The sequence below is a fragment of the Ruegeria sp. D4 genome, assembly GCF_056534475.1.
In genome coordinates this window covers 41,782-66,288 of record NZ_JBQFPJ010000023.1, presented here as the reverse complement: position 1 = coordinate 66,288, position 24,507 = coordinate 41,782, and the positions used below count along the sequence as shown (strand labels likewise).

The window sequence follows — 24,507 nt, the reverse complement described above, 5'->3', positions numbered from 1 at the left end:
CGGGAACAGACGTCGCGGCCAATAACAGGCCAGCGCATGGTCACATATGTGGTCTGCCCAAAACTCTGAATGTCGGTAATGCCCGCAAAACACCCAGATAGCAATTCAGCGGATACCGAAACTCGGCCTATGTCGAACGCACCCCAATCCGCTTAACCGACACTGTTTTCTTACCTCCGCACCGCGCTAAACGCGGTACAGGGCAAGCCAAATCAAAAAACCGATATAGGCGAAAACTGTTACATTCAGCACCGTATCGACGATTGATCCCGTCATTTCGTGACCTCCTTCATCAGCGACTTGAGAAGGCAAATAACAAGGACAGGCACAATAAAGACAAACGCGATGGCTGACAGTGCGATAATGGATCGAACGAGCGCCACGTCGTTCACAAAAATCATCGCCAGCCCCAGGCCGCCCAGTACCACGCCCCAGATGGTACGCACACCAGGGGAAGGGTTTTCATCTCCGCCCGTTCCAATCATTGCTAGCGTGAATCCGGCGCTGACAACACTGGTGACCACAAACAGGAACGCGGCCGCGATTGTTGCGATCTGTGTCACGTATTGCAGAGGAAACTCTTGCAACAAAGCAAATGTCGTCGCATCGAGGCTTTCGGCGTTCACCTCCAGAAGATGGCCGCTTCCATCCAGAACGTCAAAGATACCAATCCCGCCGAAAACGCCAAACCAGAAGATCGAGAACAAAGTCGGCGCGATGATGACGCCGGTCAGAAACTCGCGGATCGTGCGGCCGCGCGAAATTCTTGCAATGAAAATCCCGACGAACGGGGACCATGCAAGCCACCAGATCATGTAGTTCAGCGTCCAGTCCTGAAACCATGTGGAAACGGTTTCGTCGAAAAACTCGGTTGTCGAAAACCCGGCGGGTATGACGTGGAAAACGTACCGGCCAAAACCGGAAACGATGGAATTCATCGCGAAGGACGTGGGACCAACAAGCAGCAAATAAACCAGCAGGGCAATTGCGATACTCATGGCCAGATTGGACAGCCTGGACATCCCCTCACCCAGATCGCGCCGAAGTGGGATAAGAAATGCAATGCACATGACGACAAAGATAATCGCGGTCAGCGAATACGAGTTTGGTATTCCCAGGACCCCTGCCAATCCCGTTTGAATCTGGAACACCCCCATCGCCAATGAGCCTGCCAGCCCGACGGCGATGGCAACAACCGACAAGAAATCGAAAACCCACGCCAACGCTCGGGTCCAGGCTTTGTCCCCGTAAACGTCCAGCAACGGTGCGCTCAACAGCAAGGAGCGCTCTCTCCGAAATGCAAAATACGCAATAATCAGCCCGACGACGCCATAGATCGCCCAGGCATGAAAGCCCCAGTTCAAATAGGTGACAAATATGGCCAGGCTGGCCGCTTCCGGGTCGGCGCTGAAGTTGCGAATAACCGAAAAGTGCGTGAGAGGCTCTGACGCGCCAAAGAACAGCAGTCCAACGCCCATACCCGCCGCAAACAGCATTGCTATCCAGGCGACAGTGGAAAACTCGGGCTCTGATCCTTCGGGACCAATTCGTATCGAACCGAACCTGGACAGCGCGAGATAGATCGACAGCAACAAAAGTGCACTGGCTTCCAGCATAATGAACCAGCCCCGGCTTTCGAATTGAATCGAAACAACTGTGGAAGAAACGGATCCCAGGCCCTGTGGATCGACAATGCCCCAGATGGCAATGCCGCTGCTGACCAGAAGTGCCGATACCAATAGCGCGTTAACTTTCATTGCTTGCCAATCTGAAGAAGTGCGTCTGCCTTGGCACCGTAATCACAAAATACCGTCACACAAAGTCGCAAACGTGGGATGCCACGAGAAGCCGATGCTTATCCTGCCTTCGCAGTGGCCGTTTTCGTCCGCCCCCTGCCGCATCGTGGCAGATCACGGCTTGGTCCGCACAGAAAACGATCAAAGAGCTGATGGACGGCCGTGTCGAACCCAAATTGCACAAACAATACTTTTCAAAAAATCACTATAAGTGAATATAATGCCCTAATATAGCATTGAACGGCGTGAACGGGGGAAGTCGGCGGTGTTTGATATATTGGCGCATACTGTCAATGAGACAGGCCAAGGTGATCTGATTGTTCAAAACACCACGATGCCTGCGATAATCAGCGGCTCGACAATTTCTTTCGACGGTGGGCAAACATTCCAAGCCTACACGTATCTCGGTCAGGGCAACTATCGCGGCACCGGTGAGTCCGGCGAATTCATCAGAGTTGGCGGACAGGTCTATGCCTATAACACCACGAATCCCACCGGCCCGATGCAGACGGGCAACTGGAAAATTACGGAAGGGGACCTCGATCCCAGCAATCCTCCCTGCTTTGTTGGCGGCACGTTGATCCAGACACCACAAGGCGAAGTCCTGGTTGAACACCTGCAAGCGGGAGACTTGGTTACAACGGCATCAGGCGGACACATGCCAATTCTTTGGATCGGCGGCCGACAGGTCATGCCCTCGATGCTGCTTCGCAATCCGTCATTGCAACCGTTGAGAATAGACACAGGCGTCCTTGGGAACGACCGGCCCCTGGTGATTTCCCAGCAACACAGATTGCTGGTATCGGGCTACAAAGCGGAACTGCTTTTTGGTGAGCGAGAGGTCCTGATGCCCGCCAAGGCGCTTATTGGATTTCCGGGTGTCACATTGGATTACTCCCGTACAACGTTCACCTACTACCATCTGTTGCTGGAAACACACGAGGTGGTCTTCGCAAATGGAGTTCCATCGGAAAGCCTGTTTCTTGGTGACCAGCTTGGGCGCACTGAAACCGATGAAATCAAACTCCTGTTTCCGGATTTGTTCTGCGAGTTAAGAACTGTCAGAGCAGCAAAGCCCGTGGTTTCTCGTCGCGAAGCAATGGTGATGTTTGCCTGACCCGTTTTGCGCTAGTAGGAAAGACTGGCTTTGCTCTACCCCTGGTCCTGCTGACTTCGTATTGTTGGCGAAGCAGTTTTCGCCGCGACTGAATGAAGAACTACGATGAGCCCAAATCAGGCTTCATTTCCAAAGGTGGATGCAACGCGCGTGATAGCCTGCCCACGCACCGCAGCCAACATGTTCAGAAGCCACTTACGCGTTCTATTAGCCAATACATCGACACTGAGCCAATGCCATAAGCGGTAACAGTTATCGCCGTTTGACCAATCGGAACCGCTATGAATCGCCCCGCCGCTATGAGAAGAGCCAAAGCGCCAATGAAACTGAGCTGGCCTGCCTCGACGCCGACATTGAAGGCAAGCAAAGCCGCCGGAATATCGCTTGAGGGCAGTCCGATCTCGGCCAATGCTCCCGCAAAGCCAAGGCCATGCAAAAGCCCAAATCCGAAACATACGATCCAGGGTTGCTGTTTTGACAACCGGAACCGACCTTCGCCGCCCTTCACAATCTCCATAGCGAGGAAAACGATGGAAAGCGCGATTACAGCCTCGACCGGTGGACCGGGAACATTCAGGACACCGAAAGTTGCAAGCGCCAGAGTTATGGAGTGCGCAACTGTAAAAGCCGTTACAGCGCCAACCAGCCTCCATGGGTCACGAACCAGAATGAACAGCGCGAAGACAAACAGCAGGTGATCCCAACCTTCCAGTATGTGTTCAAACCCCAACAGGAAATACGCGGAAAAGACTGACCACGTCGTCTGCTCAGTAGGTATTTTCTGGATGGCGGCATCAGGAGTGAAACGAAGGGTCGTCGGCTCGGCTTGCAGAGGGTGCAAACGCACCAATACGTCGTTCTTTTGAGTCTCTAGCCCCTCAATCGCAATGGGTTGGCCAGTGATACCTGCGCCGCACTCGACAACCCATGAAGATACCCAGGCTCTGCCGTCTGAAACCGGGTCCGGGCCCCGCGCCGGGGCGCAGCCATCCGGTAGGACAGCATCAATCGCCATCGGTCGACCGTTCACATCCGGCTTTCGCCAATGAACGCTCCACGTGTCTGAAGCGATTTGGCGAATTTCCAGATAACCCGGATCAAGCGCATGTGCAGTAGCCTTACCTGCCGACAAGGTAAACAGCAGAGCAAAAACAAGACAGACAACTGCTCTCATTTGGCCGGGCCTGCAAGATCGGGAGCTACAATTTCGTAGTTTCGGGCAAGAGCCTCATATTGCGCCTGCGCCAGATCTTCGCTCGCAGCGCGACGCCAATCCCGCAGTACCACACCGTGGATTTCTGCCAACGAAGGCAGTTGGCTGGGTTCGATGGCGACAACCTTGACCAGATGCACCCCATATCCCGACCGGATCGGTCCGGTCCATTCACCCACATCCAGCGTTGTCAGACCTTCGGAAAACCCATTTCCAAACACCGAGTCGATGACTCTTGTCGCGGTCATGGGCATTGAAGCGGGCAGCAATGTCGAGCCTCCAAGGCCATCAGGCTCCCGCTCGGCCCGCAGCGCGGTCAGAGCCTGCTCGATTTCTGCGTCGCCAGGCTTTTCACCCAGAAAAACCTGAGTGAAGGCCACTTTGGCAGATGTTGCGTAGCGTTCAGAGTTCTCCTGCAGAAAAGCCTCCAATTCTTCGTCATCCGGAACAACTGATGTGGCGATCGCTTCAGACAGAAAATCCATCTTTTGGCTCAGCCGGGACCTGATGACGGTATCGCCGCGATCAAGGCCAAGCTTTCTCGCTTCTCTGACCAGCACCTCTTCGCGAATGGATGCATCGACCAAGGCTTGCAACTCTGCTTCTCTTGGCCTGCGTTTCCACCTAGCTTCAAACTGTGCTGACAGCAGCGCAACATCGTTTTCGTCGATTGCTATCGTATCAATGTCTTCAACACCCTCGGCTTCCGGCGCAACCAAATGGAACCAAACGAAAATCGCCGCTCCAATCAAGAAGAAATGGAACAGAGGTTCTTTCAACAATCGCATGAAGGCTCCTGCAAGAAAAACACGATCCGGTTCTATGTATCGATGCTGGCATCACCCGGTTGGGTTTTGCAAGAAACGAACACCCTGTGTGTTTCAGAAAGTTGGTGACAGCACCGGGGCAGAGGTACCTTCCCCGGCTTCCAATTCCGTCCCCAGATTGGATCACTCTTCCGGCGTGTACCAGATCGGAGAGGAATACGCGCGCTCCTGATGCGTCAGAACCGCGTCTTCCGGCAATTCGGCACCGAACCTCAGCTTGTCGTACAGCACCCAGCGTGGTGTGGGGATTTCGATGGCGCGCACGTAGTAAAAGGCCCGCGCATTCGGATCGAAATCAGGATCAGACCAAACCGTAACCAGTTCGGCGGTTCCGATTGTGTTGGTCCAGCTTGCGGTGTCTACATCCACGGTGTTTCCAACCGCGGGAACCTTGCCGTTTTCATCAGCAACACGATCACCCGACCACGCCACATCGTAGACCTTTTCCTGCAAAGCTCCGTCGGAATCGAGCCATCCCTTGACCACTTGCACGCGGTCCAGATTGGCACCAACCGGGTCGCGCAGAGCAGCGATCAGGAATCCGGGCGCACCATCACCTTCGCGGGGGCGCAGGTCCGAACCCATCGGGACCCCTTTGGTATAGCCGACATCTGCAAGGAAACGGGTTTCAACGTCCGCGTCATTGAAATCCCATCCGCCAAAGAACCGCAGGCCGATCCGGGGGCCGGTTGTTGCATAAGTCTCGCGCCGCTTGAACGCATCAAAGATCGCAGCGCGTGTGTTTTCGGTCGCCCAAACGGCCGTGTAGCCGGAAGCGACCAGAAGATCGCCGGGAATTTCACCCAGATCATTGGCAATGAAAGGATGTTTGATCCGCGTGGCCGAAGGTTCAACACTGACAGATTTTCCAAAGAAGTTGTCTTCTTCGGCAGTGGCCAGAGACGTATGGCTGTCCGTCGCGCCGCCCATACCGAACTTATAGGGGTTAACGCCGAACTTTTCTTCCAGCAACAGACCGCGCTTCAGTGCTTCTCGGGCGTATTCACCGGCCAGCATGTCATCGGTCTTCAGCTCGGTGATATCCAGATTGCCTACATCCCAGTTTTCGTAGTCTGCAAATTCGTCATCCGGGCTCAGGAACGGATGCGCTTCGCCGTCACCCTTGATCTGCGTGACTTCGTAGTGGGGTTCCCATTTCGCACGGGCCGCCACGTATTCCTCATCGACCTTACCGCCGTGATATGTATCTTCGGTCGGGAACATCCACCCGTTTGACAGGTTGCCGTTATGGGCAAAGGCAACTGCACGCCCCCCGGTTTTTTCCTGATACTCTTCAAGCCACGCGTAAAGCGCCTTTGGATCCGTATCGCCGTAAGGCGGCTGCGTCACCGGGGGCACCATCTGAAGCGCTCTGATCGGCCCATCGCGCAGCATGACGTTTCGATGCAAATTGAAACCCTTCGGCACCGAGGTCCACTCGAACCCGATGAACGCGGTAAAGTCGCCAGGGTCGTTATGCCGCTCGGCCGCCAGAACAATATTCTCCCATGTGAAGGCGAAAGCGTCGGCACCCGGGCTGTAGGACTCGAGAAGAACTTCCGGCAACGTCATTTGCGAGAAGTTGGTAATAATGTCGAACGCCGTTTTCCCGGCCTCTTCACCGCCGGCTTTGTAGCCCTCGTACCATTCCAGACCTTTTGGATCGGCAAGAACACCGGGCTTGCCAGCTTGCAGATCCGGGGCAAATCCCATCAGGTCCGTGTGATCCGTCAGAACCATCCAATCCAACGGCCGGGCCAGCCGGACAGGTTGACCGGTGGACGAAATGACCTGCTCACCCTTTGCGAAACGCCATGCGTCGTCTGGCAGCAGGGTGTTCCCGAAGGCGCCCGCATCCAAGGAAAGCCCCGTGTGAAGGTGCGTGTCCCCCCAAAGCGGGCGTTCGGGGAAAGTCCGGTTGGCATATGGCGAAAACGGTCGGTCCGAGAACAAGTCTTCGGCCGCTTCTTTGCTTGGCACGGCGTCAGAAAGAGCAATTGTCGGCGCAAACACCAATGAGAAAAAACACGCGGATATCCGAAACATAGTGACCTCCCAAATCAACTATACCAACAGAATGGAGGAACTTTTCGCAGCCCCTTAATATTCGATTTTGTTTATATCACAGCGTGTCGATTTACGTGAGGAATTTTCCGGACCACGGTTTTCGTGGTGCTGGAAAGGCAACCGATCCGTTTCCAATGCGAGGTTTCCACCCGCGAACGTTTTACGGTTTTCGCCCATGCTCGTGACCAGGAACCAGTGCTTGCGGAACTCAAGCGCGCAACCGCATGTTCTCTGGGTCATAGACGTGGTGGTTGTGACGAACGGCAGATCGAAGCGCGCCAAAGGCTTGAACGTGGCAGCTTTGGCCAATGTCCAGAGTTCCCGTTTCCACATAACCCAGCGAGATAAGACGACCGCTTCGGAACCCCATCGACACGGATGTGAGGTAACCGATTACTCGATCGCCCAGGACAATGGGATCAGACGGCAACGGATCCGGGCCAGGGTCCGTAATTTCAAGTCCGATGAATTGCCAGGCTGGCACCTCGCGCTTTTGCTGCATGACAGCTTCGCGCCCTGTGAACGGCCCCTTGTTCAGGTTGGCAAAGCTCGCCAGCCCCGCGTCAAAGAGTGTGTATTCCGTGCCAAAATCAGCAGGCCAGCCGTGATAACCCTTTTCAACCCGCATTGCGTTCAGTGCGTAGGAGCCGAAATTTCGAATACCATGGTTTTGCCCGACCTCCCAAATGGCCTGGTAAAGCGTTGTCAGCTGCTCGGAAGGGACATGAAGCTCCCAACCCAATTCACCCACGTAACTCACCCTGAGGGCGGTGACTGGTACGTCGGCGATCGTCGTCTCGGTAACGCTCATCCAGGGCCGGGTCAGGTCGCCGTCTGTAAAAGGCTCAAGAAGCGCACGGGATTTCGGACCCATGACCAGAAGTGCGCCATCTCGTTCGTGCTGCCGGGTGAGCGTGGCATCGGCGTCGCCTATCTGTCCCGCGATCCAGTCGTAGTCACGGTCCACGGCAAGTGTCGGACCACAGAGCAGAAAGCGGTCATCGGCCAGCCGGGCGATCGTTGCCTCGGACCAGATCTTTCCGTTTGGTGTCAGCATGTAAGACAGGCGCACCCGTCCAACGTCCGGCAGGGAACTACAGAAGACCCTGTTCAAAACCGCGGCCGCATCCGGACCTTCGAGCGTGAATTTGGTAAAGCCGCCATGATCCATGATACCGACCGCATCCCGAACGGCCTCGCATTCCTTGCGGACCGGCTCATTCCATGCTTCTTCGCCAAAGCTTAGATCATGAGCCTCTGAACCAGGTGCCGGATCAAACCAGAAGGCACGTTCCCAACCGCCGATCTGCCCCATGACCGCGCCCTGTGAAACCAGATGGTCGTAAAGCGGAGACTGCCTGACGGGTCGCCCTGAGGTCAGAATGCGGTGGGGGTAAGGGATCGCATATTGCAGATCGTAATGCTCCGACGCCCGGCGCGCCGCATAATCCCCGCATGCCCAGTCGCCAAAGCGTCGCGGATCCCAAGCGCTCAGATCCCATTCGGTTTCGCCTGCGGTCAACCATTCGGCCATTGCCTTGCCAATCGCGGCTGAATGCGTGATTCCGATCTGAACACCGGTCGCGTGGAAGAAATTTCGTACGCCACTTGCCGGGCCGACAAGCGGCAGAGCATCCGGCGCATAAGGAATGGGGCCATTCACGAAACGTTGTGCTCCGGCTTGTTCCAGCAGCGGGACATGGCTGCATGCAGCCTCGAACACCGCCATCATCCCGTCGACATCGTCGGCAAAAAGCTGATGGTCAAAATCCCCGGGAACACCATCCATCCAGACAGGTCGACCTTCATGCGCGTAAGACCCCAGCAGGAACGCGTTCCGTTCCCTGCGCAGGTAGAACCTTAGATCCGGGTCCCGGATCAGCGGGAAAAGATCACTGTCCGCGTCCAGCTCAGGCAAGGCGCTCGTAACCATGTATTGATGTTCCAGGGTCACGACAGGCAGGTTCATTCCGGCAAGCGCGGCGATCTGCGCGCCGCTAGACCCCGCCGCATTGATTACGGTTTCCGCAATCAGGCTGCCAGCCGATGTTTCGACCTCCCAGTCTCCGCTGCTGCGCTGTCTGAGGCCGGTGACTTTGGTATAGCGGCGCACCTCGGCTCCCATGTCCCGCGCGTGTTTGGCCAAGGCCTGCGTCAACTGGCTGGGATCAATATCACCTTCATAGGGGTCCAGAATTCCGCCCAGAACGTCATTCCCCGCTTTCCAGTAAGGGTGCATTTTCTCAATTTCGGACGGTTCCAGCATCGAAAGCTCGAACCCCGCGGATCGCGACACGCCACACAAATGCTGAAACAGCTGCATCCGCTCTGGCGTGTGTGCGGGCCAGATTGCCTTGGTGTGGCGGTAGGTAATCGGTGCATCCGGGTGGGTTGCAAGTTCCTTGTAAAGACGCCAGGCGTAGTTGCCCGCGCGCATCCCCAGCCACGAGTTGGCGTAAGTGGGAATGTTGCCTGCCGCATGCCAGGTCGAGCCAGCCGTCAGCTCATTTTTCTCGAGCAGCAGCGCATCGGCAATGCCCGCCTTGGCAAGATGGTAAAGGATAGCCGCCCCTACGGCACCGCCACCGATGACGGCGACCTGCACGTGATCCTGCATTCAGTTTTTCTCCAGCAATGTGCCGTAGCCCGGGATCGCATCCTTGATGCCGATGGCGCGAAGCGCTTGCCAATACACGGCCGCATTGCATGCAACGATCGGTTTTTCATAGCGCGCCTCCAGTTCCGCGATCAGTGAGATCACAGGCAATGCGGTGCCAACCTGAAGGATGACATCGCAGTCCGATGCAGCCACCTGAGAGAAGACGGCGCGAATATCGTCAAGCGGTGTTTCGCAAATCTCGGGGAGTGTCGGCGCCGCCGTTCCTTTGATCGCGGCAACCTCAAATCCGGCGGCCTCGGTATTGGCTTTTACAACAGCATCCACTTCTGCGCTGAACGGGGTGACAACTCCGACCCGCACCGCCCCAAGTGCGCGAAGCGCCGCGTAGTTGGCCTGCGAAGCGCCCAGCAAACGCACGCCCACCTGGTCAGAGACTTCCGAGCACCGGGCCGCCAGCTTGTCCGGCCCACCCGCCCCTGCATCCGTTGTCAGCCCCACGGCAATTACCCCGGGGTTACAATCCATCAGCTTGGCCGCTTCTTCAGGCAGATCATCCGACACAGCCTCCCCACCAAGGCGAAAGCGCTGCATCTGGTTGGTCACACCGTTCGGTCGCAAAAGCTCCAGCTCCGGCTGCACGACGGTATTCATCGCCGGTGTCATCACGCCGACAATGGCGCGGGGCGCGAGCGTGTCAGTCATGCTGGTTCTCCCTGAGATATCGGTTCAAACCTTCCATGCCACCAATGTAGATTGCGTCACCCACGATACTGTCCATCTCGTTTGCGACATCAGGCGCACAGTTAAATCGGCTTTCCCAAATGCCCAGGGTCTGATCTGTATGTGATATCGGGATAAATCGATGCGTCGAAACGTATCCTTCGACGGGAAGCGGACTTTCGAGAATGTCGTAGGTATAGAAGTGGTCGATGTCGGAATGCGCAAGCAGGGTCTCGCGAAACACCGTCCCGTCGCGAATCTGCAGGCTGCGAATTGACCCGGTCGCGGTCGGCGCTCCATTTTCCAATGTGGCCTTATCCACTCCGGGGTTCCAGGCTGCTAACCCGTCAAAGTTTCGGACGGCCCGCCAGACCCGGTCGATATTTGCATCTATGATCATACTGCGAAAAACGTGCATCTTTTCCCTTTCAGTGACCCAAGCGAGTGGTAAATCGCGTGAATATCCTTTGTGTCGTTCAACGGGGATGTGAGAGCGCGATCCCATATTGATTGTGCACCAACTTCGCGCCAATCGTCCACGCTCGGGCGGTCTGCGAGTCAACGATAACAGTCGTGGAACTGGACACTCATGGGCCTTACGGTTTCGCGCGAGGATCGTGTGACACTTTCCATGGTCGACAGATTGCTAGTCCGAAAGCGCTGCGTCGAGCGCGCATCGGACCGATGTCCAACCGATGGGTCTAACAGCCCACTCCGCTTGCCCAAGATCAGCCCGAGCACTCCGGACCCACTGCCCTTATTCGGGAAGGTATTTGTCGGACCACTGCATTGCCGCTGCCCCGGTCTTGATCATGTGATCAATTGCATCTTCGGCCAACCCGATCCGCGCCAGGATTTCGCGCGTGTGGGCCCCATATTTTGGCATGTGCGAAGGCACTGTGATACGGCCCTTTTTCGGGCGCACGGCATTTGGCGCCACCAGATCAGTCCAGCGGCCCATCGGATGCCGGTCATGGCGGATCGCGCGGAATGTCGCCTGTGACAGATCAACCGCTCCACCGCTTTCCGGTTGCAGGGCGGCATCGCGGGTTTCGTGCAGCGACCCTAATGGAACAACGGCGCTGGACGAAGCGGCGAATGCTGCTTTCCAAAAGGCCACGGGACGTTCGCGGAAGCGCGATGCCAGGTCGGCCTGCACTTCAAACTCCGATAGATTGGCAAGTTCGGCAAGTTCGGGGATATTCGCCAAAGCCTTCTCTCGCTCGGTTGGGGCGGCGAAGAATATCCAGCCGTCCGCCGCTTTATAGCAATGATAGAACGGCCCCCAGCCCAGCGCCTGACGCCCCGAAGGTTCGTCAAACAACGCCCGCCCGTCATAGTCATACATGAACTGGGCCTGAATCAGGTTGCCCGCAGCCGCCAGCGAGGCACGCGCAATGCCGCCCTCTCCTGTCTGGTCCAGCCGCATCAGCGCCCCGCCAAGCGCCACGCAGGCACAGTACCCGGTCAAAACGTCGATCGTGCCGAAATGCGCGTGCTCTTCCGGCGTTTCCATGCCGCCGCCGAAACGCACCATGACACCGGTGGCCGCCTGGGCCAGATCGTCATAGCCAAGGTGGTTGGACTTCGGCCCGATCTTCGGCCCGCCAAATGCGTCCAGCTGAACCAGGATCAGCTTCGGATTGATGCTTTTTAACCGGTCCGGCGACAACCCCAGCGCATCGCGCTGCGCATCGGTGCCGTTCATGGTGATGACGTCGGATTCAGCGATCAGGCGCGCCAGTGCCTCTTGCCCTTCGTCGCTGCGCAGGTTCAAAAGGATGCTCTTCTTGCCGCGATGCGCGTGCATGCCAAAGACAACGGCATTCCAGGGGTCTACCGACGGATCGACCGGTTGTACCAAAGTGACTTCGCCTCCGAACCGCGCAAGGGTCGAGCCGATGGTGGGGCCCGCGATGACATTGGTCAGGTCCAGAACCTTCAGCCCGTCCAGCCAACCCTGTCCGGCAGTGACGACGACCGCCGAGGCCCGGGGCGCTTCGGACAGAAGCGCGGCAAGATCGGCAGGCGTGGCCGCGTGCTTGACCGGAGCCTCGGCATCCTCTGCCAACCACGCGACATTGCCCATCTGGCGCATCCTGCCGTGCACGGGATGTTCGACTTCCAGCACAAGGCCCGAAGCCAGCGCGTGCGGATCATTCAGCCATTCCTGTGAGGATCGCTGGGCCGTTGCCGGTGCTTTCGATGCCCCGAACAGCGCCTCCCACTCGTGGGCCGGACGGGTCAGAAAGGCCTCTTTCATCGCGGTGGATACGCGGGCGCGGTCCGAAACGCCGACCGGATAGTTGCGTGTAGACCATTCCGCGGGCCAGTCTTTCTGATCCAGATAGGCGTCGAAATCTGGCAGGCTTTCAACCATATCGCCAAGCCCAAGCGTTTGAAGCGCGCGTTCAGGATGGCCCTTGATGCTGCATGCCACAACATAAAAACCCCGGCCATCTGCGCAGGGGTAGGTCCGGTAGAACGGGTCGAGGAATTCCGACAATTCCGAAAACTCCAGATTCAGCGGCAAACCTTCTGCCGCGCGCCGTTCCAGTTCAACCTCGCGCGGGGATTTGTAGCGATCCGGATAGTCCTCGATTTGCTGACAATTGTAGACCAGCCCCTCCAGAAGGGCCGAGGCCAGCGGAACCTCGATATGATCCCCGCCATTTCTGCCCCGCGCGCGAAGTGCAAACAGCACCGACATGGCACCAAACGTCGCCCCGTAGGCCGAAGCCAGCCCCAGCGGAGTGAAGGATGGGTTGATCCCCATCAGCCGGCGGTTCAGGCCCATATCCGTGAACTGCCCTGTGCGCGCAGCGATCACTGCCTCCCACGCTGCAATATCGGCCAGTTCCGGATCGGTTGAGGCAAAGCCGGGCATCGATAGTGAAACAATGGCGGGATTTGCCTGCCGCAGGGCGTCCGGTCCCAGACCAAGACGTTTCATCACACCCGGCCGGAAATTGTCGATGACAACATCGGCGCGCTGAACAAGTTGCAGGGCTGTCTGAAGACCGCCTGGCGATTTAAGGTCCAATTCCAGGTTGGATTTTCCACGTGACAGCATATCCGATGCGGGTGATTTCAGGCGCGGTCCGCCCGGAGGATCAATGCGGATCACATCCGCCCCCATATCGGCCAACATCATCCCGACCAGCGGCCCGGCCAGATATTGGCCGAAATCAAGAACCCGAATGTTCGAAAGCGGTCGGTCGCGCATGGTGGTCAGGCCCTTTTGCCGTTGTGGTTGGTTCGACTGCAAATTGGGGAAAGCGTAGTCTTGAATTTTCAGCGGACGTTGTCCTAATTTGCCAAAAAACATCCCAAATCGGACGAAATGCTGGCACTCAAAATCAACGTCCTGCTGTTTGACAAATTTTCCAACATGCTGCTGGCCTGCCTTTTGGAGCCGCTGCGCGTTGTACGGGATCAGACCGGCGCCGACATCCACTGGTCTATTGTGACGCCTGACGACGATGCAGTTCGCAGCTCCAGTGGTCTGCGTCTTTCGCCGGACGTCACCCTGGTTGACGCGGGCGCCTGCGATCTGTTGATGGTGGTCGGCGGAGACGAGTTCAGGCAGAACGCCTCGAAACCGGCCAGCAGAAAATGCGTCGCGCTGACCAGACAGGCGGAGACGGTCATCGGGGCGGATACTGGGGCGTGGTTTCTTGCTTCCTGGGGATTGCTGGACGGGCGTCGGGCAACCCTGCACTGGCAAACACTGACTGAGTTTTCGGAGGCGTTTCCAAATGTCGAGACCCTGCCGGACAGATTTGTCCGCGACGGTCCGATCTGGACCTGCGGCGGCGCGTCGACGGCCATGGATTTGATGATCGCCCTGATTTCGGAACGATACGGTGACGCGCTGGCGCATGATGCGGCCAGCATGTTCCTGCATGACGGTGCGCGGTTCGGTGGGCTTGGACTCAGCGCCATGCAACCCAAAGGGTCGGAAAAACTGCGGCGCTGCATTTCCATAATGGCAGAAAATGTCGAGGCTCCGATGCAAATCGTGGACCTCGCGCGGCGGGCCAACCTTTCGGTTCGGTCCATCTCGCGCATCTTTGTCAAAGAACTTGGGATGCCGCCCCAACGCTATTACCAGTTGATGCGCCTGTCGCGCGCCCGCGACCTGGTTGCGCACACGAACCTTGTTCTGGAAGAGGTTGCGATGCGCTGTGGCTATTCCTCCGCACAGTCTTTGTCCAAGGCGTTTTCGCGGCAGTTCGGCGTCAGCATCGGATCGACGCGCAAGCACAAGCAAATGTGGTGAAATGCCCGGTACTGTGACGCTACTGCGTCTCGTTGAGAACCGGTTTCATCTCTTCCAGTGCCCGGTCGAACGCATTCAGTGTATCCGAAACATCATCGTCACTATGCGCAGCCGATGTTACGGCGCTCATTGCGGACATCAGGTCAACGCCGTTGCGGTTCAGAGCATCCTGTAGCCCCGCGACCAGCTTGGGTGCGGGTCCGCGAATGGTCGCGGCGGGTATCCCGTCCATCGTCCCTTCGTGCGGCCCGAACCAGAGGTGGAACGTCGAGCTTTCGCCATAGCACAGCCCTTCGATGCCGTGATTGGAGAACAGCTCGTTCACGCCACTCCGAATATCCGCCGCGATCCTGTCCGCATGGGCCTGGGCCGAACCATCCGCCAAAAGGTCCATCATCACCGATCCGGTTGCGGCCACGATGGGCGCTCCGTTGAAGGTTCCCTGGTGCAGCACAGCCGGGGTATGTCCCCGGGTCGTGACGGACGGGTCGAGCATCGCCATGACGTCGGCCGTGCCGCCGACGGCACCTCCCGGCATACCGCCGGTGACGATCTTGGCCATGGTCGTCAGGTCGGGCGTGGTACCGGCCAGGGCCTGACGCCCACCGGGGGACCAGCGGAAACCAGTGATGATCTCATCCAGGATCAGCAGGCTGCCATTTCGATGCGCGGCGGATTGGGCGGCTCCCAGAACCGCCTGCGCCATCGGCACTGCGCCGTAATTGGCGCCCGAGGCTTCGACAATCACCGCAGCATAGTCCTTGGTGGCGAGCATCCTGTTCAACATGTCCGCATCAGGCGGGCAGATGTCGGTCAGCGCTGCGACGGCTGCGGGAACACCCAGTGATGGCGGCACATCCGATCCCGGTTTGGACCCCTTCAGAACGTGATCATGCCAGCCATGGTAATGCCCGTCCACGCGAAGGATCTTGTCACGGCCAGTGAAGGCGCGGGCGATGCGCAGGGCCAGCATCGTTGCCTCGGTTCCGGACGCGGTGAAGCGGACCCGCTCTACCGACGGAACCAGATCGCAGATCTTGCGTGACCAGTCGACCTCGATCGGGTTGCAGTCAGCCGCAAAGATCGCTTCCGCCGCTTGCGCCTGCAGGGCTTTGACAATTTCGGGGTGGCAATGGCCCATCATCTGGCTGGCCGCACCCATCTTGAAATCGATATATCGATTGCCATCAGCGTCCCACTTATGCGCGCCCAGCGCACGGGTGATATAGATCGGGTTCGGCAAGCGCCAGCGATAGCGGTGTGAGATGCCCCCGGGCATCGATTGTCGGGCTTGCTGAAACAGGTCGCTGGATTTGGTCATCTGTCCTTCTTGCCCTTCACCAAATTTGCCCGCCGCGGGCCGAGTGGCCCCGGCTGTCAGCACGTTTCTTTCCAGCAGCGTCGGCCCGCGCGGCCTCAGCCAGATGCCGCGATGTCGAACAATCGACTGCGCCCGCACCAAAGATCGCATCGCGCATGTGACCAGCCACGCCACCCTCCTGCTTTTCAGCCACTCTGGCGACAAGGAAACAATCGGGCAAGACGACTTTTCGGTAACGGGTTCTCCGGCCTTCCGGTGCTGCAGAACGGACCAGGCAGGCTTGGCTTACAAAGCCCTTGGCCACAGAGCTCGATGTGAGGCGCGTGCATCTACGTGGGCGCGAAACGGACAGAGCGTTGCCGATCAGGTGGATGGGAAAACGGCTGTTTTCTTTACCGTTCCGTAGACAAAGCTGGTATCGATGGAGGCGATACCGCCAATCGGGTGAATGCGATTGCGGATAAAGTCTTCGTAAGCCTCGAGATCCGAAACAAGAACGCGCAACTGATAGTCCATGGCACCGGTCAACACATGGCATTCGAGAACTTCCTCGATCATCCGAATCCGCCCTTCAAAATTCTGTACATCCGTTTCGTTGTGCCGCTCCAGCCGGATACGCACAAAGACGGTAATAGCCATCCCGTATGCGGTGGCGTCCACATCGGCGCTGTATCCCTTGATGATCCCACTGGCCTCAAGGTTCTTGACCCGGCGCAGGCAGGGCGACGGAGAGAGGCTGACCGCATCCGCAAGATCCTGATTGGTCATGCGCCCATCCCGTTGGAGGGCACGGATGATCTGTCTGTCCTTGGCGTCCATTTTCCTTCCCACGATTGGCAGATCCTGCCAATTTCGACCTCAATGTTAGTATAATTCGCAACCCATCACCCAATGTAAAGGTGCAAACTGGCTCCAACTGGAATCAGGAGTTTGTCATGACCCGCTCAACCGGCTTTGCTACCCGCGCCATCCACCATGCTTACAACCCGTTGGAAAATGACGGCGCGCTGACCCCGCCGCTGCATTTGACCTCCACCTTTTCCTTCGAAACGGCCGAGGCCGGCGGCGAGATGTTCGCAGGTGAACGCGAAGGCCATATCTACAGCCGTATTTCGAACCCCACGTGCGATCTTCTGGAACGCCGGATTGCGGTGCTCGAAGGGGCTGAGGCCGGGCTGGCCCTTTCCAGCGGCATGGGTGCCATTACCGCAGTGCTTTGGACCCTGCTGTCGCCAGGCGACGAAGTTATCGTCGACAAGACACTCTATGGCTGCACCTTTGCGTTCATGCGCCACGGGTTGGCGAAATGGGGTGTCACGATCACGCATGTCGATATGACGGACCCTGAAAACCTGCGTGCCGCTGTGTCGGACAAAACGCGTGTGGTCTATTTCGAAACGCCGGCAAACCCGAATATGCGGCTTGTGGACATTGCCGCCCATGCAAAGATCGCGCACACGGTCGGCGCAAAGGTCGTGGTCGACAACACTTATGCCAGCCCATATCTGACCCGACCGATTGAACACGGTGCCGACATCGTTCTGCATTCCGCCACAAAATACCTTGGCGGGCACGGAGACGTGGTTGCTGGCCTGGTTGTGGGCTCGGCGGAACAGATTGCCGAGATCCGCCTGGTCGGGATGAAGGACATGACCGGCGCGGTGATGGCGCCCTTCAACGCGATGCTGATCCTGCGAGGGCTGAAGACCCTGAATTTGCGGATCGACCGCCACTGCGCATCGGCTGAAGTTGTCGCTGAATATCTCGAGGCCCACCCCGCTGTCGGTGACGTATCTTTCCCTGGTCTCAAGAGTTTTGCCCAACATGATGTTGCGCAGCGCCAGATGTCGCAGCCCGGAGCCATGATTGCGTTTGAAATCAAATCCGGCCTGTCCGGCGGGATCGAATTCATGAACCGACTGACCATGATCCAACGCGCAGTCTCGCTGGGCGATGCGGAAACCCTGATCCAGCACCCGGCCTCGATGACCCATTCGACATACACCCCGGAAGAGCGGGCCGAGCATGGAATCAGCGATGGCCTGATCCGCCTGTCAGTCGGGCTTGAAGACGTCGAAGACATCCTTGCAGACCTGGAGCAGGCTTTGCCCTACCCTGCCCGCAGCGCCGCCTGAACCCGGAGACCGCCATGCACATTGATCCCACCCAGTTGAAAATCGTTGAACAACGCCTGCTGTGGTTGTCGCATTGGATGATCCACCATGCCAATCATGTCCGGCCCAAGGTGGATGGGATCAAGATCGGTGGTCATCAGGCTTCGTCCGCCTCGATGGTATCGATCATGACGGCGCTCTATTTCTCGGCCCTGCGGCCGGAGGACAGGGTCGCCGTCAAACCCCACGCGTCGCCGGTCTTTCACGCGATGCAGTACCTCATGGGCAACCAGACCCGCGAGAAAATGGAAAACTTCCGCGGATTTGGCGGTGTTCAGAGCTACCCCAGCCGAACCAAGGATATCGATGACGTAGACTTCTCGACCGGGTCAGTGGGCCTGGGTGTCGCAATCACCTCGTTTGCCTCGATCATTCAGGATTACATCAAGGCCAAAAGCTGGGGTGCAGACGCCCCATTGGGTCGCATGGTTGCACTGGTCGGCGATGCCGAATTGGACGAAGGCAATATCTACGAGGCGTTGCAGGAAGGGTGGAAGAACGACCTGCGCAACACTTGGTGGATCATCGACTACAACCGCCAGTCACTGGATGGGATCGTACGCGAAGGGCTGTTCGCGCGGATCGAGAAGATCTTTGATGCTTTTGGCTGGGATGTCGTACGCGTGAAATACGGCGTCCTGCAACGCGCTGCATTCGAAGAGCCCGGAGGGGACCGGTTGCGGAACTGGATCGACGCCTGCCCCAATCAGGACTATTCGGCCCTAACGTTCATGGGAGGTGCGGTGTGGCGCCAGCGCCTGATGGACGATCTGGGCGATCAGGGAGACGTCACGGCGCTTATCGAACGGCGCACGGACGCGGAACTGGCGGCCTTGATGGAAAACCTCGGTGGCAACTGCGTCGAGACCATGTCCCGGACATTTGCCGCGATCGACCATGATCGCCCGACTTGCTTTCTAGCCTATACGGTAAAGGGCTGGGGCACGCCCATTGCCGGTCACAAGGACAACCACGGCGGGTTGATGAACAACAGTCAGTTTGCCGCGTGGCAGGCCCATATGGGCGTGCTTGAGGGTGAGGAATGGAATCCGCTCGCTGCAGTTGAGGACCCTGAAGCCCTGAAAGACTTCCTGTCCAAAGCGCCATTCTTTGCCAAAGGTCCTCGGCGCTATCTTGATGACAAGCTGGATGTGCCGCCAATAGGGATCGACACCAGCCGTGAGATTTCAACCCAGATGGCTTTCGGCAAGATTCTGGACGCCTTGTCCAAGGGCGACAGCCAACTGGCCGAACGCATTGTGACAACGTCGCCTGACGTAACCGGCACCACCAATCTTGGGCCATGGGTGAACCGTCGCAAGCTTTTCGCGCGTTCCGAACAGACCGACGCCTTTGTCGAACATCGTATCCCCTCGACGGCCAAATGGGAGTTCACGCCGGAAGGGCAGCATATCGAACTCGGGATTGCTGAAATGAATCTGATGCTGTTGCTGGGCGCGGCGGGTCTTTCGCATTCCCTGTTTGGAAAGCGGCTGATCCCGATTGGAACGGTTTATGACCCCTTTGTCTGCCGCGGACTCGATGCATTGAACTATGCCTGCTACCAGGACGCGCGCTTCATACTGGTGGGCACGCCGTCGGGGGTTACACTGGCTCCGGAAGGTGGGGCGCACCAGTCCGTCGGCACCCCCCTGATCGGGATGAGCCAGGATGGGCTGGCCGCATTTGAACCTGCCTTTGCCGACGAGTTGGCGGTGATCATGGAATGGGCCTTCGACTACATCCAGCGCGACGGCGAGGGACAACCGGACGAGCGCACCTGGCTGCGTGATGAAACCGGAGGGTCGATCTACCTGCGCCTGACGACCAACCCGATCGAACAGCCCGGCAAACGCGTGGACGACGAATTCCGTCAGGGTGCGATCGATGGGGCCTATTGGCTACGCAAACCTGGGCCCAATTGCGAGGTCGTAATCGCCTATCAAGGGGCAATTGCACCAGAGGCGATCAAAGCCGCAGGAGCAATTTGTGAAGGCCGTCGGGACATCGGTGTTCTGGCCGTCACGTCCGCCGATCGGTTGAATGCCGGATGGACCGCCGCCCAACGGGCACGGTCACGCGGAAACAAGGCGGCGCTGTCCCACATCGAAGCCCTGATGTCTGACCTTCCGCGTCACTGCAAACTGATCACGGTGATCGACGGGCATCCTGCGACCCTGTCCTGGCTGGGGTCCGTGCATGGACATCCGACGATTCCAATGGGTGTCGAGCACTTCGGTCAGACCGGCACGATCGGCGACCTCTATCGTCACCACTGCATTGACGCCGATGCCATCATCGAAAAGGTGAGCGGATTGACAGATGGGAAACCAATGCAACAACCGAGCATCGGCCTTGTTAGGGACTGACACCCTCTGATCGCAGCGTTTTGTAGGGTGAGGCCCCTTGATCAAAGACGTCTCACCTCGGCGTGAAATTGCGACCCAAGTAATGCCGGTTTGATTTCGACCAGCTTGCGCCGATCCTTGCAATTCGGACCGGAACTATGGGTCTTCTTCTTGATCCCGGATTCCATCTCCAATCCGACGGCAACCGGGCTGTGGCTGTTCGGAAATCAATTTGAAAAGGCCAGCCAAATTTTCAGCCTGCTATCCGTGACCGAATACCTTGTCCGCGAAACCATCCACGAGGAAGTCAATCAGGGCCCGAACGCGCCGTGGCAGGAAGGGCATTTCCGGTCGCAGTACGAAGACCCCACCGCCGGCGCTAGGCTCCGCGCGATCCGACAGAACCGGACACAGGCGACCTGTGCGCAAGTCGTCGGATATCAGAAACTCCGGCAACCACGCTATGCCGCGTCCCGCACAGCACGCCGAACGGAGCGCTTCCAGACTATTGCAGGAAAACCCCGACCCGAGCCGCGACATGCCGCCACCCGTTCGTTTGAAGCCCCAATCCGACAGATATTTTTCCGGCCCGAGGCGCAGGCATCTGTGCGCAGTCAGGTCCTCGGGTTCCAGTGGAACTCCGCTCCGCTCAAGATAACCGGGCGCGGCACATGGGATCCGCTGATTGTCCATCAGTTTCCGTGACACGAGGGACGAGTCCGGCAAGATGCCGCTGCGGATTGCGAGATCGAAGCCATCGCCCACCAGATCAATGATCTTGTCCGTCAGCAACAGCTCGATTTCGACTTCGGGATTAAGCTCCATGAATTCGACCACCAGAGGGACAACATGTAACTGGCCAAGAGCCGCCGAGCTTGTCACACGGATCACACCGCGCAGGTTGCCGGCATCATCGGCAATGTCCTCTTCCAGGGCTGTCAGGCGGGCAAGAAGATCCCTCGCTTCCTCTACATATCGTTGTCCGGCCTCCGTCAATGCCATGCGCCGGGTCGAGCGGACAAGAAGCGGCACCCGCAACCTCTGCTCCAACAGGTGCACCCGTTTGCCCACCGCAGACGGGGTGTACCCCAACACGCGGGCCGCGGCCGAAAAACTGCCGTGGTCAACCACGGCCAGAAGGATTTCCAGTTCCGTTTTTTGCGACATTTATTCCAAAAACTATTAAAAGTTGATCCAAGATACCGGATTGTCGGCGCAAACTTTCCAAATTATCTATGGTGGAGGCCAATAAACCAAGGAGAAATACCTTGCCCATCGCTTCGAACACCTCCCTTTTTAGCCCGTTCACCCTGCCGAACGGGCGTGTTTTGAAGAACCGGATCGTCAAATCGGCCATGTCGGATTCGCTGGCGGATGGCCGGGGCAACCCGACCGCCGCCCAGATGCGTCTCTATGAACGCTGGGCCGAGGGTGGTTTGGCGGCGTCGATCATCGGTGAAGTGCAGGGGGATCCGCGTTACCCCGAAAAACCGGGTAATCTCGTGCTCGACGAGGCGGCCGATATGGCGGCTTTCCGGGATCTGGCCCGCCGTGGCTCGGTCAACGGGGCGCAGCTTTGGCTGCAACTTGGCCACGCCGGGGCGCTCGCGCATCGACCGATCGGTTATCCCAAAGGCCCAAGCGCTATCGATTTCCCTGATTTCAGCAGTGAAGCCATGTCGCTTGCCGAGATCAGGACCATTCCAGAAAAATTTGCCCGCACAGCCCGTCGGTCTGCCGATCTGGGGTTTGGCGGTGTCCAGATCCATGCAGCGCACGGATTTTTGTTGAGCCAGTTCCTCTCCCCCCTCTTCAACCGTCGAACGGATGCCTATGGTGGCCCGATCCACGCGCGGATGCGGTTGCTGATCGAAACCGTTGAGTCTGTGCGCTCTGCGGTGCCGTCTGATTTCACAGTCGCGGTCAAACTGAGCGCCACTGACCAGCTTGACGGCGGACTGACGGAACAAGACGCGCTCAGGGTGGTTGCCGGGTTGGACGGCAAAGGCGTCGATCTGCTGGACATCAGCGGCGGGACCTATTTTCCCGGCGCGCCATCTAGTTCCGAACGGTCAACCAAAGGTCCCTACTTCCTCGACTTCGCGCGCGCCGCACGGCGGTTGATCAAGACCCCACTCATGGTGACCGGAGGGTTCAAGCATCGCGCGGAAGCAGACGCGGCAGTCAAATCAGGGGATGTGGATGCGGTCGGCATAGCACGCGGTTTCATCCTGGACCCTGATTTGCCCAGCACTTGGCAGGCTGCGAAGAGTGACCCAGTCTTCCCTCGCTTCGCCACTTTGCCACCGGGCGGGATGACCGCATGGTTCACAATGCGAATGACGGACTATGGAGAAGATCGGGAGGGGCCGGTGGATCGGGATATTTTTCAGGCTATCGCGGAATATGAAAACCGCGACCATCAGCGTGTAGGGATTTGGAACGAGAAGTTTGTTTGAAAACGCCCCTGCCTCCGAACACGCCAAACATAATCGACGAGGGCGTAGATACTGTCGTGGCTTCAACGCCGATCTATTCCGAAAAGCGCCAACATCGCAAACCACCGTCTATCCAACAGATGTTTTGGGAACGTCCACAATGTTGGCTTCACACCTCTGAAACCAATCAAAAAAAGCATTGGCCCCAGGTTTGCACGGATGGTCATAGCGCGTGAATGTCGAACGTATCAGAGAAACCTTTTATCTTCGTTGCGCCGAATGTCTTTTCCACATGGGCACCTTCCAACAGCGCCAGTGTTTCCTGATCTATCAAAATTCGGCTACCGGTTCGCTGGGTTTCCGCTTCAAGACGGGCCGCAAGGTTTACGGTCGATCCGATGCAAGTATACGTCGCCCGGTTGTCCGTGCCGGCATATCCGGCAACAACCTCGCCGGTTGCGATTCCGATGCCGATCTTCAAGGCATCTTTCCCTTCCGCGCGCCGTTCGAGATTTAAAATTTCGATCATGTTGTGCATCTCATGTCCCGCCGCCACCGCACTTTGCGCAGAGTTGGGCAGGGGTTGCGGAACCCCAAAAAGCGCCATCAAACCGTCGCCCAGCATCAGGCTGACAATGCCGCCATTGCTGGTCACAGCCTCGAACATCAAAGTGTAGAAGATATTGAGCAGATCAATGGTTTCTTCCGGCGCGAGGTTTTCCGACAACGTCGTGAAGCCCCGGATATCGCAAAACAAAACCGACGCGTTGGCACGTTTGCCGCCGATGGCGAAGCCGGACGCTTGCAGGTCCTGGGCTACTTCGGTGGTTGCAAAGCGTTCAAGCAGACGCTTCTGTTCGTCCCGCAGTCTTTTCTTTTCGAGGCCACTGGAAACGCGTGCACTGAGAAGCGTCTTGTTGACCGGTTTCGGCAAGTAGTCTTCGGCCCCCAATTCAATGCAGCGCACCACATTGTCGAGCCCTTCGACAGATGAGGTCACAATCACCGGCAAATCGCGCAGGTCGGTGTCCGACTTGATCGCCTCAAGAACCTGGAATCCGTCCATTTCCGGCATTTCAATATCGAGAAGAAGCAGGTCGAAAGGCTGACTGGACAGCATCTCCATCGCAACCCGACCGTTTTCCGCCACCGAAGCCTGGTGACCCAAAAGCTCGACATTCCGGGACAACAGCAGGCGATTGACCTTGTTGTCGTCGACAATGAGCAGATGTCCGGGGGCGTCAGTCATCAATCAAGCTCCGAAGCGCCGCTGCTGCGGAGTTAAGGGCCGCCTCCAACGCGTTCGCATCCGTAAGATCACCGGCCACGGGCGGCTTTCCAAGCTCGACTTTCCTGGCCAGTTCGGCAAGCGCCGTTGCACCAAATGTGCTTGCATTGGATTTGATGGAATGTGCGGCCCGACGGTATCTGTCGGCATCGGCCGCGCCCGCGGCTGCCTTCAATTCGCTTATCATTCCGGGGGCTTCGTCGAGAAAGGTGTTCACAAGCTCGGCAGCAAAGTCTTCGCCTGTCGCGTCTTTGAGTTCCATGAAGATTTCATGATCAATTGGGCTATCTGTCATG

General features: G+C 57.8%; 19 protein-coding genes. 5 read left to right on the top strand and 14 right to left on the bottom strand.

Going from position 1 to position 24,507, the window contains the following annotated elements; translation table 11 throughout:
• Positions 1 to 272: 272 nt before the first annotated feature.
• Positions 273 to 1,757 carry a BCCT family transporter gene (locus tag ACR0MI_RS21535; protein WP_170612216.1) on the bottom strand — a complete coding sequence of 495 codons (1,485 nt, stop codon included), beginning with the start codon at positions 1,755 to 1,757 and terminating at the stop codon, positions 273 to 275.
• A gap of 304 nt (positions 1,758 to 2,061) precedes the next feature.
• On the opposite strand from ACR0MI_RS21535, the gene ACR0MI_RS21530 reads away from it, so the two are divergent.
• Positions 2,062 to 2,913 carry a Hint domain-containing protein gene (locus ACR0MI_RS21530; RefSeq protein ID WP_170817307.1) on the top strand — a complete coding sequence of 284 codons (852 nt, stop codon included), beginning with the start codon at positions 2,062 to 2,064 and terminating at the stop codon, positions 2,911 to 2,913.
• Between the two features lie 184 nt (positions 2,914 to 3,097).
• On the opposite strand, the gene ACR0MI_RS21525 is transcribed toward ACR0MI_RS21530, so the two are convergent.
• From ACR0MI_RS21525 to ACR0MI_RS21495, 7 genes are all read right to left on the bottom strand, one after another.
• Positions 3,098 to 4,087: a HupE/UreJ family protein gene (locus tag ACR0MI_RS21525; RefSeq protein ID WP_480855554.1), complete on the bottom strand. Its 990-nt coding sequence runs from the start codon at positions 4,085 to 4,087 to the stop codon at positions 3,098 to 3,100.
• Entirely contained in the window at positions 4,084 to 4,914 is an 831-nt protein-coding gene (locus ACR0MI_RS21520; RefSeq protein ID WP_170817306.1) for a peptidyl-prolyl cis-trans isomerase, read from the bottom strand. The genes ACR0MI_RS21525 and ACR0MI_RS21520 overlap by 4 nt, the downstream gene beginning before the upstream one ends.
• Before the next feature lie 162 nt (positions 4,915 to 5,076).
• The gene (locus tag ACR0MI_RS21515; RefSeq protein WP_170612224.1) at positions 5,077 to 6,999 is read right to left on the bottom strand and encodes a DUF3604 domain-containing protein; all 1,923 of its coding nucleotides are present in this window, start codon (positions 6,997 to 6,999) and stop codon (positions 5,077 to 5,079) included.
• A gap of 229 nt (positions 7,000 to 7,228) precedes the next feature.
• Positions 7,229 to 9,637 carry an FAD-dependent oxidoreductase gene (locus tag ACR0MI_RS21510; RefSeq protein ID WP_170612226.1) on the bottom strand — a complete coding sequence of 803 codons (2,409 nt, stop codon included), beginning with the start codon at positions 9,635 to 9,637 and terminating at the stop codon, positions 7,229 to 7,231.
• Positions 9,638 to 10,342, bottom strand: a complete 705-nt coding sequence (locus ACR0MI_RS21505; protein WP_170612228.1) for an aspartate racemase/maleate isomerase family protein — start codon at positions 10,340 to 10,342, stop codon at positions 9,638 to 9,640.
• Positions 10,335 to 10,760 carry an SRPBCC family protein gene (locus ACR0MI_RS21500; protein WP_170815977.1) on the bottom strand — a complete coding sequence of 142 codons (426 nt, stop codon included), beginning with the start codon at positions 10,758 to 10,760 and terminating at the stop codon, positions 10,335 to 10,337. Before ACR0MI_RS21500 ends, ACR0MI_RS21505 begins: the two co-directional genes overlap by 8 nt.
• 357 nt (positions 10,761 to 11,117) lie before the next feature.
• Complete coding sequence (locus tag ACR0MI_RS21495; RefSeq protein WP_170612232.1) at positions 11,118 to 13,586, bottom strand: CoA transferase; 2,469 nt, start codon at positions 13,584 to 13,586, stop codon at positions 11,118 to 11,120.
• A 117-nt stretch (positions 13,587 to 13,703) separates the two neighbouring features.
• On the opposite strand from ACR0MI_RS21495, the gene ACR0MI_RS21490 reads away from it, so the two are divergent.
• Positions 13,704 to 14,642 (top strand): GlxA family transcriptional regulator, encoded by a 939-nt coding sequence (locus ACR0MI_RS21490; RefSeq protein ID WP_170817305.1) that lies wholly within the window; start codon positions 13,704 to 13,706, stop codon positions 14,640 to 14,642.
• Positions 14,643 to 14,661: 19 nt separating this feature from the next.
• On the opposite strand, the gene ACR0MI_RS21485 is transcribed toward ACR0MI_RS21490, so the two are convergent.
• The 3 genes from ACR0MI_RS21485 to ACR0MI_RS21475 all read right to left on the bottom strand — a co-directional run bounded on the left by ACR0MI_RS21485 (position 14,662) and on the right by ACR0MI_RS21475 (position 16,782).
• On the bottom strand, positions 14,662 to 15,963 hold the full coding sequence (locus tag ACR0MI_RS21485; protein WP_170612236.1) for an aminotransferase class III-fold pyridoxal phosphate-dependent enzyme: 1,302 nt from the start codon (positions 15,961 to 15,963) through the stop codon (positions 14,662 to 14,664).
• Between the two features lie 16 nt (positions 15,964 to 15,979).
• Positions 15,980 to 16,156, bottom strand: a complete 177-nt coding sequence (locus ACR0MI_RS21480; RefSeq protein ID WP_170817304.1) for a hypothetical protein — start codon at positions 16,154 to 16,156, stop codon at positions 15,980 to 15,982.
• Positions 16,157 to 16,326: 170 nt separating this feature from the next.
• The gene (locus tag ACR0MI_RS21475; RefSeq protein WP_170612240.1) at positions 16,327 to 16,782 is read right to left on the bottom strand and encodes an Lrp/AsnC family transcriptional regulator; all 456 of its coding nucleotides are present in this window, start codon (positions 16,780 to 16,782) and stop codon (positions 16,327 to 16,329) included.
• Positions 16,783 to 16,898: 116 nt separating this feature from the next.
• Between ACR0MI_RS21475 and ACR0MI_RS21470 the strand changes: the two genes are divergently transcribed.
• Entirely contained in the window at positions 16,899 to 18,098 is a 1,200-nt protein-coding gene (locus ACR0MI_RS21470; protein WP_170612242.1) for a methionine gamma-lyase, read from the top strand.
• 14 nt (positions 18,099 to 18,112) lie between these two features.
• Positions 18,113 to 20,506, top strand: a complete 2,394-nt coding sequence (locus ACR0MI_RS21465) for a 1-deoxy-D-xylulose-5-phosphate synthase N-terminal domain-containing protein (protein WP_170817303.1) — start codon at positions 18,113 to 18,115, stop codon at positions 20,504 to 20,506.
• Positions 20,507 to 20,746: 240 nt separating this feature from the next.
• On the opposite strand, the gene ACR0MI_RS21460 is transcribed toward ACR0MI_RS21465, so the two are convergent.
• Positions 20,747 to 21,652, bottom strand: coding sequence for a LysR family transcriptional regulator (locus tag ACR0MI_RS21460; protein ID WP_170612246.1), 906 nt, complete (start codon positions 21,650 to 21,652; stop codon positions 20,747 to 20,749).
• Positions 21,653 to 21,753: 101 nt separating this feature from the next.
• Between ACR0MI_RS21460 and ACR0MI_RS21455 the strand changes: the two genes are divergently transcribed.
• On the top strand, positions 21,754 to 22,944 hold the full coding sequence (locus ACR0MI_RS21455; protein WP_480855548.1) for an NADH:flavin oxidoreductase/NADH oxidase family protein: 1,191 nt from the start codon (positions 21,754 to 21,756) through the stop codon (positions 22,942 to 22,944).
• A gap of 202 nt (positions 22,945 to 23,146) precedes the next feature.
• On the opposite strand, the gene ACR0MI_RS21450 is transcribed toward ACR0MI_RS21455, so the two are convergent.
• Positions 23,147 to 24,172 carry a response regulator gene (locus ACR0MI_RS21450; RefSeq protein WP_170612250.1) on the bottom strand — a complete coding sequence of 342 codons (1,026 nt, stop codon included), beginning with the start codon at positions 24,170 to 24,172 and terminating at the stop codon, positions 23,147 to 23,149.
• A complete protein-coding gene (locus tag ACR0MI_RS21445; RefSeq protein WP_170612252.1) occupies positions 24,165 to 24,506 on the bottom strand; it encodes an Hpt domain-containing protein in 342 nt (113 codons plus the stop codon). Before ACR0MI_RS21445 ends, ACR0MI_RS21450 begins: the two co-directional genes overlap by 8 nt.
• Between the last annotated feature and the right edge of the window lies 1 nt (position 24,507).